The organism is Klebsiella sp. CN_Kp097 (assembly GCF_040064495.1).
Lineage (GTDB): Bacteria > Pseudomonadota > Gammaproteobacteria > Enterobacterales > Enterobacteriaceae > Klebsiella > Klebsiella aerogenes.
This window is the reverse complement of record NZ_JBEAIL010000005.1, coordinates 50,940-62,582: the sequence shown is the minus strand read 5'-3', so window position 1 is coordinate 62,582 and position 11,643 is coordinate 50,940. Positions and strand designations below refer to the sequence as shown.

Genomic DNA, 11,643 nt, shown 5'->3' with positions numbered 1-11,643 from the left:
ACGGGCCGGGGTGCTGCCTGAGCGCTTTATCGTCCCAGGCAACAGCGTCTTATTCGCCGGCAGGTTTACGCGGGCGACGACGACGCGGTGGTTTACCGTCCTGGGTACGCGCTTTCGGCGCTTCGCCATCCTGACGGCGCGGCGCCTGTTGGCTACGGCCCTGGCTCTGACCGCCGCGTCCCTGTCCCTGCCCCTGACCGCGGCCGCCGCCACGCTGCTGACGACCGTTTTGAATTGGCTCCGCTTTAATCGACGGATCCGGCTCATAACCGGCAATAGCAATACGCGGGATCTCTTTTTTCAGCAGACGCTCGATATCACGCAGCAGCTTATGCTCGTCCACGCAGACCAGCGACAGCGCTTCGCCGGTCGCCGCCGCGCGGCCGGTACGGCCAATCCGGTGTACGTAATCTTCCGGCACGTTCGGCAGCTCATAGTTGACCACGTGCGGCAGCTCTTCGATGTCGAGCCCGCGCGCGGCGATGTCGGTGGCGACCAGCACACGAATACCGCCGGATTTAAAGTCAGCCAGCGCGCGGGTACGCGCACCCTGGCTCTTATTGCCGTGGATGGCGGCGCTACGGATACCGTCTTTATTCAGCTGCTCCGCCAGATGGTTGGCACCGTGCTTGGTACGGGTAAAGACCAGCACCTGCTGCCAATTGCCTTCGCCAATCAGCTGCGAGAGCAGTTCACGCTTACGTTTCTTATCCACAAAGTGAACGTGCTGGGTGATCTGCTCAGAGGCGGTGTTGCGGCGCGCCACTTCGACTTCCAGCGGGTTATGCAGCAGTTTTTCCGCCAGCGCCTTGATCTCATCAGAGAAGGTGGCGGAGAACAGCAGGTTTTGACGACGCGGCGGCAGTTTAGCCAGCACGCGGCGGATGTCGTGGATAAAGCCCATATCCAGCATGCGGTCGGCTTCATCCAGTACCAGCACTTCGACTTTATCCAGGCTGACCGCGTTCTGATGTTCAAGATCCAGCAGACGGCCTGGGGTGGCGACGAGGATATCGACGCCGCCGCGCAGCTTCATCATCTGCGGGTTGATGCTCACGCCGCCGAAAACCACCAGCGAGCGGATATTGAGATATTTGCTGTAGTCGCGGACATTCTCACCCACCTGCGCCGCCAGTTCGCGGGTCGGCGTCAGGATCAGGGCGCGCACCGGACGGCGCCCCTTCGCGTGCGGCTGCTCCTGGGTCAGGCGCTGCAGCAGCGGCAGCGTAAAACCGGCGGTCTTGCCGGTCCCGGTCTGGGCGCTGGCCATCAGATCGCGGCCCTGCAGTACTGCCGGGATCGCCTGCTGCTGGATAGGGGTCGGCTCAACGTAGCCCTGCTCGGCGACGGCGCGCAGGATATCGGGATTCAGGCCAAGGGAATCAAAAGACATAACAACTCCGAACCGCCCCGGCCCGTTTAAGGGCGTAGTTTTCAGGGAGATTATTGCGATAGAGATGGCAAAAACCACAATGCCATGAAGGGGCGCAGTTTAGCAGATTTTGTGACGAACCGCATAAAATATCCCCGCAGGAATTACCAGCAAAATAATGCTCGCTTGCGCCGGGTAATTTTTCGTCTTCACCATGGTGGACAGTTCAGCGAATCGCCCCTATTCTTAATCAATCGATTGATTAATTTTTTAGAGTGCGATGAACAGTACCTCCGTGACCAGTAAAGGCGAACAAGCCAAAAGCCAGCTTATCGCCGCCGCCATCGCGCAATTCGGCGAATATGGCCTCCATGCGACGACCCGCGATATCGCCGCGCAGGCCGGGCAAAATATCGCCGCTATCACCTATTATTTCGGTTCGAAAGACGACCTGTATCTCGCCTGCGCGCAGTGGATCGCCGACTGTATCGGCGAGAATTTCCGCCCGCATGCCGAGGCGGCCGAAGCCCTGCTCGCCCAGACGAAACCTGACAAACCGGCGCTGCGGGAATTGATCCTGCGCAGCTGCCGCGATATGAGTCTGCTGCTGACCCAGGACGACACGGTCAACCTCAGCAAGTTTATCTCTCGCGAGCAGCTCTCCCCTACCGCGGCTTACCAGCTAATCCACCAGCAGGTTATCGCCCCGCTACATAGCTATTTGACCCGGCTTATCGCCGCCTGGACCGGGCGCGATGCCAACGATACGCAGATGATTCTGCACACCCACGCCCTACTTGGCGAGGTGCTGGCCTTCCGGCTCGGGCGGGAAACCATTTTACTGCGTACCGGCTGGGCGCAGTTCGATCAACAAAAGGCTGAACAAATTTTTCAGGTGATCACCTGTCATATCGATTTCATTCTGCAAGGGTTAGCGCAAAGGAGCCTGGGATCATGAAAAAACCCGTCGTCGTTCTATTGGTCGTCATCGTGCTCGCCGCGCTCGGCGGCGGCTGGTGGTGGTATCAAAGCAGCCAGGCAAAAGATCTCACTCTCTACGGCAATGTCGATATTCGCACTGTGAATATGAGCTTCCGCGTCGGCGGGCGGCTGGCAACCCTGAACGTCGATGAAGGCGATGAAATTCGCCGTGGGCAAACCCTCGGCGAACTTGACCGCGCGCCATATGAAAACGCGCTGCAACAGGCGCAGGCCAACGTCTCCACCGCCCAGGCTCAGTACGATTTGATGATGGCGGGTTACCGTGCCGAAGAGATTGCGCAGGCGGCGGCCGCGGTGAACCAGGCGCAGGCCGCCTGGGTCTATGCGCAGAATTTTTATCAACGTCAGCTCGGCCTGCGCGCCAGCAGCGCGATTTCCGCCAACGACCTCGAAAACGCCCGTTCTTCACGCGATCAGGCGCAGGCGACCTTAAAATCGGCGCAGGATAAACTGCGTCAATATCGCGCCGGTAACCGCCCGCAGGAAATTGCCCAGGCCAAAGCCAGCCTTGAACAGGCGCAGGCGGCCCTGGCGCAAGCCAAACTGGACCTGCATGATACCGTACTGACCGCGCCGTCCGACGGCACCTTGATGACCCGCGCCGTAGAGCCCGGCACCATGTTAAACGCCGGCGGCACGGTGCTGACGCTGTCATTAACCCATCCGGTTTGGGTACGCGCCTACGTTGACGAGAAAAATCTCGGCCAGGCGCAGCCGGGGCGCGAAGTACTGCTGTATACCGATAGCCGGCCGAACAAGCCCTATCACGGTAAAATCGGCTTTGTCTCCCCCAGCGCCGAATTCACGCCAAAGACCGTGGAAACACCGGATTTGCGCACCGATCTCGTCTACCGCCTGCGCATCGTGGTGAACGACGCCGACGCCTCGCTGCGTCAGGGCATGCCGGTGACCGTCTCCTTCAGCAACGGAAACGGGCATGAGTAAGGACGTCATTACCTTTAATGGCCTGAGCCGTCGTTTTCCTGGCATGGATAGACCGGCGGTCGCGCCGCTGAACTGTACGATTCACTCAGGCTACGTCACAGGGCTCGTCGGCCCAGATGGCGCAGGTAAAACGACGCTGATGCGAATGCTGGCCGGTTTACTTAAGCCTGATGAGGGCAGCGCCAGCGTAATCGGCTTCGATCCGCTGAAGGACGACGGCGCGCTGCACGCGGCGCTCGGCTATATGCCGCAGAAATTCGGCCTGTATGAAGATCTGACGGTGATGGAAAACCTGAACCTGTACGCCGATCTGCGCAGCGTTACCGGCGAGGCGCGCAAGAAAATATTCGAGCGCCTGCTGGAATTCACATCTCTTGGCCCTTTCACCGGGCGATTAGCCGGCAAACTCTCCGGCGGCATGAAACAAAAGCTGGGGCTCGCCTGTACATTGGTGGGCGATCCTAAAGTGCTGTTGTTAGATGAGCCCGGCGTCGGAGTCGACCCTATCTCGCGCCGCGAGCTATGGCAGATGGTGCACGAACTGGCCGGCGACGGCATGCTAATTTTGTGGAGCACCTCTTATCTCGATGAAGCCGAGCAGTGCCGCGATGTGCTGCTGATGAACGAAGGTAAATTGCTTTACCAGGGCGAACCGAAGGCGCTGACGCAAACCATGGCCGGGCGCAGCTTTCTGGTATCCAGCCCGCAGGAAAACAACCGCCGCCTGTTGCAGCGGGCGCTGAAACTGCCGCAAATTAGCGATGGCGTGATTCAGGGCAAATCGGTGCGTTTGATCCTGAAAAAGGCAGCCCGCATTGATGAGGTTCAGCAAAACGGCAACATGCCGCCGCTACAGGTGGCCGAAACTGCGCCGCGTTTTGAAGACGCCTTTATCGACCTGTTAGGCGGCGCCGGAACCGCCGAGTCGCCGTTAGGAGAGATTATTCATCACGTGGACGGCAACAAAGACGAAACGGTCATTGAAGCACGGTCGTTAACGAAAAAGTTTGGTGATTTCGCCGCCACCGACCACGTCGATTTCCAGGTTAAGCGCGGTGAGATTTTCGGCCTGCTTGGCCCTAACGGCGCCGGCAAATCCACGACCTTCAAAATGATGTGCGGCCTGCTGGTGCCGACCGACGGAAAAGCGCTGGTGCTGGGGATGGATCTCAAGGTCAGCTCCGGTAAAGCGCGCCAGCATTTAGGCTATATGGCGCAAAAATTCTCACTGTACGGCAACCTCAGCGTCGAGCAGAACCTGCGTTTTTTCTCCGGCGTTTACGGTCTACGCGGCCGGGCGCAAAATGAAAAAATCGCGCGCATGAGCGATGCCTTCGGCCTGAAAAGTATCGCCGGCCACGCCGCCGACGAGCTACCGCTCGGCTACAAGCAGCGGCTGGCGCTGGCCTGCTCGCTGATGCATGAACCCGACATTCTGTTTCTCGATGAACCCACCTCCGGTGTCGACCCGCTCACCCGCCGCGAATTCTGGCTGCATATCAACAGCATGGTCGATAAAGGGGTCACGGTGATGGTGACTACCCACTTTATGGATGAGGCGGAATACTGCGACCGCATCGGGCTGGTCTACCACGGCAAGCTTATCGCCAGCGGCACGCCGAACGCGCTGAAGGCGCAGGCGGCGAATGACAGTCAGGCGGATCCCACTATGGAACAGGCGTTTATTACCCTGATTAACCAATGGGACAAGGAAAACGGTCATGAGCAATAGCATTCTTTCCTGGCGACGGGTTCGCGCGCTGTGCGTCAAAGAGACCCGACAGATCGTCCGCGATCCCAGCAGTTGGCTAATTGCGGTGGTGATCCCCCTGCTCCTGCTGTTTATCTTCGGCTACGGCATAAACCTCGACTCCAGCAAACTGCGGGTCGCCGTATTGCTGGAACAGCAGAGCGAAGAGGCGCTGGATTTCGTCCATACCATGACCGGCTCGCCCTATATCGACGCCACCGTCAGCGATAATCGCCAGCAGTTGATTGAGCTGATGCAGGCCGGGCGCATCCGCGCGATGGTCGTCATTCCCGTCGACTTTGACCGTCAGATGGCCCGCGCCGGCGCCAATGCGCCGATTCAGTTAATTACCGACGGTAGCGAACCGAATACCGCTAACTTCGCGCAGGGGTACGTCGAAGGTATCTGGCAGATCTGGCAACAGCAGCGGGCGGAAGACCGCGGTGAGAACTTTGAACCGCTTATCGATGTGCAGATGCGCTACTGGTTTAACCCGGCGGCCATCAGCCAGCACTTTATTATCCCCGGCGCAATTACCATCATCATGACCGTGGTCGGCGCGATATTGACCTCGCTGGTGGTAGCGCGCGAATGGGAACGCGGCACCATGGAAGCGCTGCTATCCACTGAAATCACCCGCGCCGAACTGCTGCTGTGCAAGATAATTCCCTACTATTTCCTCGGCATGCTGGCGATGTTGCTGTGTATGCTGGTATCGGTATTTATTCTCGGCGTGCCCTATCGCGGCTCGCTGCTGATTCTGTTTGTCATCACCAGCCTGTTTTTGCTTAGTACGCTGGGAATGGGGTTACTGATCTCGACCATTACCCGCAACCAGTTTAACGCTGCGCAGGTCGCGTTGAACGCCGCTTTTTTACCATCGATTATGTTGTCCGGGTTTATTTTCCAGATAGACAGTATGCCGGCGGTGATTCGCGCGGTGACCTACGTGATCCCGGCGCGTTATTTCGTCAACACCCTGCAAAGCCTGTTTCTGGCGGGCAATATTCCGGTGGTGCTGCTGGTGAACGTGCTGTTTTTGATTGCTTCGGCGGTGATGTTTATCGGCCTGACGTGGCTGAAAACCAAACGGCGTCTGGATTAACCCTGCGCTCGAATGTTGCCCGGTGGCGCTACGCTTACCGGGCCTACGGTAAGTTCCGGTCGCCCGGGGCCGACATGAGGAAGGTTCTATGTTTCATCGTTTATGGACATTAATCCGCAAAGAGCTGCAGTCGCTGCTGCGCGAACCGCAAACGCGGATGATTTTAATCATGCCGGTGCTGATTCAGGTATTGTTGTTTCCCTTTGCCGCCACGCTTGAGGTGACCAACGCCACCATCGCTATCTATAACGAAGATAGCGGCCGCCACGCGGTGGAGCTCACCCAGCGCTTTGCCCGCGCCAAAGCCTTTACCCACGTCCTGCTGCTGAAAAGCCCGCAGGCGATTCAACCGACCATTGATGAACAAAAAGCCCTGCTCGTGGTGCGCTTCCCGGCGGATTTCTCGCGTAATCTCGACAACTATCAAACCGCCCCGCTACAGCTACTGCTCGACGGGCGTAACTCCAACAGCGCGCAAATCGCCGCTAATTATCTACAGCAGATTGTTAAAAACTATCAGCAGAATCTGCTGCAGGACAAAGCGAAACCGAACAACAGCGAACTGGTGGTGCGCAACTGGTACAACCCGAATCTCGACTATAAATGGTTCGTGGTGCCGTCGCTTATCGCCATGATCACCACCATCGGGGTGATGATCGTCACCTCGCTGTCGGTGGCTCGCGAGCGTGAACAGGGTACCCTCGATCAGCTGTTGGTCTCACCGCTCGCCACCTGGCAAATCTTCGTTGGCAAAGCCGTTCCGGCGCTGATAGTCGCCACGATGCAGGCGACTATCGTGCTGGCGATCGGTATCTGGGCTTATCAGATCCCGTTTGCCGGCTCGCTGCTGCTGTTCTATTTCACCATGCTGATTTACGGTCTATCGCTGGTGGGCTTTGGCTTATTGATTTCTTCGCTGTGTTCAACCCAGCAGCAGGCATTTATCGGCGTGTTCGTCTTTATGATGCCGGCGATTCTGCTATCCGGCTACGTTTCACCGGTAGAAAACATGCCGCAGTGGCTGCAGGATTTGACCTGGATAAACCCAATCCGGCACTTTACCGATATCACCAAGCAAATTTATCTGAAGGATGCGAGTCTGAAGATTGTGTGGGGAAGTTTGTGGCCGCTATTAGTCATAGCGGCCACTACCGGCTCAGCGGCGTATGCGATGTTCCGAAGAAAGATTGCCTAGTTTTTTATCTTTCGCCAGCAGCGATACCACCGCCGGGCCTGCCAGTATGACCAGCCCGGCGAGGGCCAACAGCAGGTTGTTGTGCAGCACGCGCGACAACAACCAGAGCACTATCATGGCGGCGCCGAAGTACCAGGTCGTGGTGAGTTCCTCAAGGAAGTCCCCGACATCGCGCCAGCGCGCTTCATGGTGACGCTGTAAAAACAACATCGCCAGCAGCGTGACGCCGTACAATACGCACAGCCCTAATCCGACGCGCACCAGCGCGCCGCTCAGCCAACCCATCACCAGTACCGCCACGACCAGTAGATGCAACATAATCTGCCAGCAACTAAGACCCGTTGCGACGCGTACACGTTGTTGCCACTTCATGGCTTCTCTCCTGAAGGATTTTTCTCTGTTACTCAGAGTACCGCACTTTACGGAAAATTCCGTATCACCGCATCTTTTTGTGACGTCTACTACACTATTTTATTCAGGAAAGTGACATTAACTGGAGAATTATGGCTAAGCCAACGTCGCGAATTTCGGTGAACGTGCTGACAATTAACACCCACAAGGGCTTTACGGCGTTTAATCGGCGTTTTATTTTGCCCGAACTGCGCGAGGCCGTTCGCAGCGTCAGCGCCGACATAGTTTGCCTACAGGAAGTGATGGGCGCGCACGAAGTGCACCCTTTGCATATCGAAAACTGGCCTGATACCACCCATTACGAGTTTCTTGCCGACACCATGTGGAGCGATTACGCCTACGGGCGCAACGCGGTCTACCCCGAAGGCCATCACGGCAATGCCGTACTGTCGCGCTTTCCCATTGAATATTATGAAAATCGCGATATCTCGGTCGGCAATGGCGAAAAACGCGGCCTGCTTTACTGTCGCATCGTACCTCCGCACAGCGGCACGACGATCCACGTCATCTGCGTGCATCTCGGTCTTCGCGCGCACCAGCGGCAGGCACAGCTAACGATGCTGGCGGAGTGGGTCAATACGCTACCGGCAGGCGATCCGGTGGTGGTGGCAGGCGACTTCAACGACTGGCGCCAGCAGGCTAATCAGCCTTTAAAAGCGCAGGCGGGGCTTGAGGAGATTTTTACCCGCGCCCGCGGGCGGCCGCTACGCACCTTCCCGGTCGCTTTCCCGTTGCTGCGCCTCGATCGTATTTACGTTAAGAATGCGCATGCCAGCCATCCGAAGGCGCTGGCGCTTAAACACTGGCGGCATCTGTCCGATCATGCGCCCCTGAGCGTGGAGATACATCTGTGAAATGTCGCTGGCAGGAAGGCAATCGCATTACCCTACTGGAGAATGGCGACCAGTATTATCCGGCGTTATTCGCCGCCATTGGCCGCGCGCAGCGCAAGGTGATCCTTGAATCCTTTATCTGGTTTGAAGACGAGGTGGGCTGGCGACTGCATGCGGTGCTACTGAAAGCCGCCCGCCGGGGTATTCAGGTGGAAGTGCTGCTCGACGGCTACGGCTCGCCGGACCTCAGCGATGAGTTTGTCGGCGAACTCACCGCCGCTGGCGTGGTTTTCCGCTACTACGATCCGCGCCCGCGCCTCATGGGCATGCGTACCAATTTATTCCGCCGCATGCATCGAAAAATCGTGGTGATTGACGACACAACCGCGTTTGTTGGCGGCATTAACTACTCTGCCGAGCACATGAGCGATTACGGACCGGAGGCGAAACAGGATTATGCCGTGCAGGTTGAAGGGCCGGTGGTGCTCGATATTCTCCAATTCGAACTGGAGAACCTGCCCACCAGCGAGGCAGCCCGCCGCTGGTGGCGACGCCGTCGGCATCAGCCGGAAATTAACCAAACCCCTGGCGAAGCGCAGGCGCTGTTTATCTGGCGCGATAACCATGAACATCGTGACGATATTGAACGTCACTATCTGAAAATGCTGACCAGCGCCCGCCGCGAGGTCATCATCGCCAACGCCTATTTCTTTCCCGGCTACCGTCTGCTGCACGCGATGCGCAATGCCGCGCGGCGCGGCGTACGGGTGAAGCTGATTGTCCAGGGCGAGCCGGACATTCCGATTGTTAAGTTTGGCGCCCACCTGCTGTACCACTACCTGATTAAAGGCGGCGTTCAGGTGTATGAATACCGCCGCCGTCCGCTGCATGGCAAGGTTGCGCTGGCGGACGACCACTGGGCCACCGTCGGTTCCAGTAACCTCGACCCGCTGAGCCTGTCGTTGAATCTGGAGGCCAACCTGATTATCCACGACCGCGAGTTCAACCAGACCCTGCGCGATAACCTCAACGGCCTTATCGCCAGAGATTGCCAGCAGATAGATAAGTCTATGCTGCCAAAACGCAACTGGTGGCGGCTCGGCGTCAGCGTGCTGGCCTTCCACTTTCTGCGCCACTTCCCCGCCTGGGTCGGTTGGCTGCCGGCGCATACCCCGCAATTAGCCAGGGTCACCCCGCCGGTGCAGCCGGAAATCGAAACCCAGGACCGGGTAGAAACGCAAACCAGAGACAATCCGCTATGAGCAAATCGCATCCCCGCTGGCGGATGACGAAAAGAGTGCTGACCGTGCTCTTTTTTATCGCCGTCATCGTATTGCTGGTGATTTACGCGCAAAAGGTCGACTGGCAGGATGTATGGAAGGTCATCCGCGGCTACGATCGTCTGGCGCTATTTAGCGCCGTTGGGTTGGTTATCGTCAGCTACCTGATTTATGGCTGCTACGATCTGCTCGGGCGAGCCTGGTGCGGCCACAAGCTGGCAAAAAAACAGGTGATGCTGGTGTCGTTTATCTGCTACGCCTTTAACCTGACGCTCAGCACCTGGGTCGGCGGGATCGGGATGCGCTATCGGTTGTACTCGCGGCTGGGGCTGAACGGCGGCACTATTACCCGTATTTTCTCGCTTAGCATTACCACCAACTGGTTGGGCTATATTCTACTGGGCGGCGTCATTTTCACCGCGAATCTGGTGACGTTGCCGCCGCACTGGTACATCAGTCAAACCACGCTGCGTATTATTGGCGGCGTTCTGCTGCTTTTAACCCTGATCTATCTTTTCGGTTGCGCCTTCGCCAAACGCCGCCACATGACGATTAAGGGACAGCGGTTGGTGCTGCCCTCTTTTCGTTTCGCTCTACTACAGATCGGGATTTCAGCGGCGAACTGGATGGTGATGGGGGCGATTATCTGGCTGCTACTGGGCAGCGAGATTAACTATTTTTTGGTGCTGGGCGTGCTGCTGGTGAGCAGTATCGCCGGCGTTATCGTTCATATTCCCGCCGGGATTGGCGTGCTGGAGGCGGTGTTTATCGCCATGCTCTCCGGCGAGTCGATTTCGAAGGGGGCGATAATTGCCGCTCTGCTGGCGTGGCGCGCGCTGTACTATTTTCTGCCGTTGCTGCTGGCGACCATCGCCTATCTGGTGCTGGAGAGTCGGGCGAAAAAGCTGCGGCAAAAAAACGAGCGCAAGCTGGCCCGCGGATGAAACGGCCCGGTTGCGCTTACCGGGCGACATTTTTGCGGATTGCCTGGTTTGGTAGCCCGGATAAGGCGCATCGCGCCGCTATCCGGGATGATATTAACGGCGGTTGCCGAAGATACGCAGCAGCATCAGGAACAGGTTGATGAAGTCCAGATACAGCGTTAAGGCGCCGAGAATAGAGTATTTACGCAGCGTGGCGCTATCGCGGGTATCAATCTGCTCGCCGATGTTTTTCAGCTTCTGGGTGTCGTAGGCGGTCAGGCCAACAAACACCAGCACACCAATGTAGGTTACCGCCCACATCAGCGCTTCGCTCTTCAGCCACAGGTTAACCAGCGACGCCAGCACGATACCAATCAGCCCCATAAACAGCATGCTGCCGAAGCCGCTCAGATCGCGCTTAGTGGTGTACCCATACAGGCTCATCGCCCCGAACATCCCGCCGGTCACCACAAAAGTGCTGGCGATAGACGAATAGGTATAAACAATAAAGATGCTCGCTAACGTTAGCCCTGTTAACGCCGAATAAAGCATAAACAGCGTCGTCGCCATACCCGCGCTTAAGCGCTGCACCATCCCTGAGAGCACAAACACCAGCGCCAGTTGGGCGATGATCAGCCCGAAGAAAGTGATTTTGCTTGAAAAGACGAACATCATGACCGCCGGGGTATTCGCCGCAAACCACGCGATAAACGCGGTTAACAACAACCCGACCGTCATCCAGCCGTAAACCTGCGCCATGTAGGTCTGCAGGCCGCTGCGGCTCTGAACAATGGAATCGGAACGAGGGAATCTGTCCATGACTATCT

At 57.5% G+C, this 11,643-nt stretch carries 11 protein-coding genes; 8 read left to right on the top strand and 3 right to left on the bottom strand.

Features of this window, described 5'->3' with window-relative positions; translation table 11 throughout:
- Positions 1–49: 49 nt before the first annotated feature.
- A complete protein-coding gene (rhlE, locus tag ABLV07_RS07050) occupies positions 50–1,393 on the bottom strand; it encodes an ATP-dependent RNA helicase RhlE (RefSeq protein WP_045360014.1) in 1,344 nt (447 codons plus the stop codon).
- Positions 1,394–1,652: 259 nt separating this feature from the next.
- Between rhlE and cecR the strand changes: the two genes are divergently transcribed.
- From cecR to ABLV07_RS07025, 5 genes are all read left to right on the top strand, one after another.
- Positions 1,653–2,330: a transcriptional regulator CecR gene (gene cecR / locus ABLV07_RS07045; protein WP_015704813.1), complete on the top strand. Its 678-nt coding sequence runs from the start codon at positions 1,653–1,655 to the stop codon at positions 2,328–2,330.
- Positions 2,327–3,319 carry a secretion protein HlyD gene (gene hlyD, locus ABLV07_RS07040; protein ID WP_072382610.1) on the top strand — a complete coding sequence of 331 codons (993 nt, stop codon included), beginning with the start codon at positions 2,327–2,329 and terminating at the stop codon, positions 3,317–3,319. Before cecR ends, hlyD begins: the two co-directional genes overlap by 4 nt.
- Positions 3,312–5,051, top strand: coding sequence for an ATP-binding cassette domain-containing protein (locus ABLV07_RS07035; protein ID WP_348853475.1), 1,740 nt, complete (start codon positions 3,312–3,314; stop codon positions 5,049–5,051). The genes hlyD and ABLV07_RS07035 overlap by 8 nt, the downstream gene beginning before the upstream one ends.
- Positions 5,041–6,174 (top strand): ABC transporter permease, encoded by a 1,134-nt coding sequence (locus tag ABLV07_RS07030; RefSeq protein WP_230250522.1) that lies wholly within the window; start codon positions 5,041–5,043, stop codon positions 6,172–6,174. Before ABLV07_RS07035 ends, ABLV07_RS07030 begins: the two co-directional genes overlap by 11 nt.
- 88 nt (positions 6,175–6,262) lie before the next feature.
- Positions 6,263–7,369, top strand: coding sequence for an ABC transporter permease (locus ABLV07_RS07025; protein ID WP_047041829.1), 1,107 nt, complete (start codon positions 6,263–6,265; stop codon positions 7,367–7,369).
- Here the strand turns inward: ABLV07_RS07025 and ABLV07_RS07020 are convergent.
- Positions 7,331–7,741, bottom strand: a complete 411-nt coding sequence (locus tag ABLV07_RS07020; protein WP_032712926.1) for a YbhQ family protein — start codon at positions 7,739–7,741, stop codon at positions 7,331–7,333. The two genes, ABLV07_RS07025 and ABLV07_RS07020, sit on opposite strands and share 39 nt — an antisense overlap.
- A gap of 131 nt (positions 7,742–7,872) precedes the next feature.
- Between ABLV07_RS07020 and ABLV07_RS07015 the strand changes: the two genes are divergently transcribed.
- Genes ABLV07_RS07015 through ABLV07_RS07005 form a run of 3 tightly spaced genes read left to right on the top strand, consistent with a single transcriptional unit; the run spans position 7,873 to position 10,837 of the window.
- Positions 7,873–8,634 carry an endonuclease/exonuclease/phosphatase family protein gene (locus tag ABLV07_RS07015; RefSeq protein ID WP_042895144.1) on the top strand — a complete coding sequence of 254 codons (762 nt, stop codon included), beginning with the start codon at positions 7,873–7,875 and terminating at the stop codon, positions 8,632–8,634.
- Positions 8,631–9,875 (top strand): cardiolipin synthase ClsB, encoded by a 1,245-nt coding sequence (clsB, locus tag ABLV07_RS07010; protein WP_042895146.1) that lies wholly within the window; start codon positions 8,631–8,633, stop codon positions 9,873–9,875. The genes ABLV07_RS07015 and clsB overlap by 4 nt, the downstream gene beginning before the upstream one ends.
- A complete protein-coding gene (locus tag ABLV07_RS07005) occupies positions 9,872–10,837 on the top strand; it encodes a lysylphosphatidylglycerol synthase domain-containing protein (RefSeq protein ID WP_348853477.1) in 966 nt (321 codons plus the stop codon). Before clsB ends, ABLV07_RS07005 begins: the two co-directional genes overlap by 4 nt.
- A 93-nt stretch (positions 10,838–10,930) precedes the next feature.
- Here the strand turns inward: ABLV07_RS07005 and ABLV07_RS07000 are convergent, their stop codons facing one another.
- Positions 10,931–11,635 carry a Bax inhibitor-1/YccA family protein gene (locus ABLV07_RS07000; RefSeq protein WP_015367602.1) on the bottom strand — a complete coding sequence of 235 codons (705 nt, stop codon included), beginning with the start codon at positions 11,633–11,635 and terminating at the stop codon, positions 10,931–10,933.
- Positions 11,636–11,643: the final 8 nt, after the last annotated feature.

Excerpts from the sequence above, each read along its gene's own strand:
- rhlE (WP_045360014.1), bottom strand. The coding sequence starts at position 1,393 with ATGTCTTTTGATTCCCTTGGCCTGAATCCCGATATCCTGCGCGCCGTC.
- cecR (WP_015704813.1), top strand. The coding sequence starts at position 1,653 with ATGAACAGTACCTCCGTGACCAGTAAAGGCGAACAAGCCAAAAGCCAG.
- hlyD (WP_072382610.1), top strand. The coding sequence starts at position 2,327 with ATGAAAAAACCCGTCGTCGTTCTATTGGTCGTCATCGTGCTCGCCGCG.
- ABLV07_RS07035 (WP_348853475.1), top strand. The coding sequence starts at position 3,312 with ATGAGTAAGGACGTCATTACCTTTAATGGCCTGAGCCGTCGTTTTCCT.
- ABLV07_RS07030 (WP_230250522.1), top strand. The coding sequence starts at position 5,041 with ATGAGCAATAGCATTCTTTCCTGGCGACGGGTTCGCGCGCTGTGCGTC.
- ABLV07_RS07025 (WP_047041829.1), top strand. The coding sequence starts at position 6,263 with ATGTTTCATCGTTTATGGACATTAATCCGCAAAGAGCTGCAGTCGCTG.
- ABLV07_RS07020 (WP_032712926.1), bottom strand. The coding sequence starts at position 7,741 with ATGAAGTGGCAACAACGTGTACGCGTCGCAACGGGTCTTAGTTGCTGG.
- ABLV07_RS07015 (WP_042895144.1), top strand. The coding sequence starts at position 7,873 with ATGGCTAAGCCAACGTCGCGAATTTCGGTGAACGTGCTGACAATTAAC.
- ABLV07_RS07005 (WP_348853477.1), top strand. The coding sequence starts at position 9,872 with ATGAGCAAATCGCATCCCCGCTGGCGGATGACGAAAAGAGTGCTGACC.
- ABLV07_RS07000 (WP_015367602.1), bottom strand. The coding sequence starts at position 11,635 with ATGGACAGATTCCCTCGTTCCGATTCCATTGTTCAGAGCCGCAGCGGC.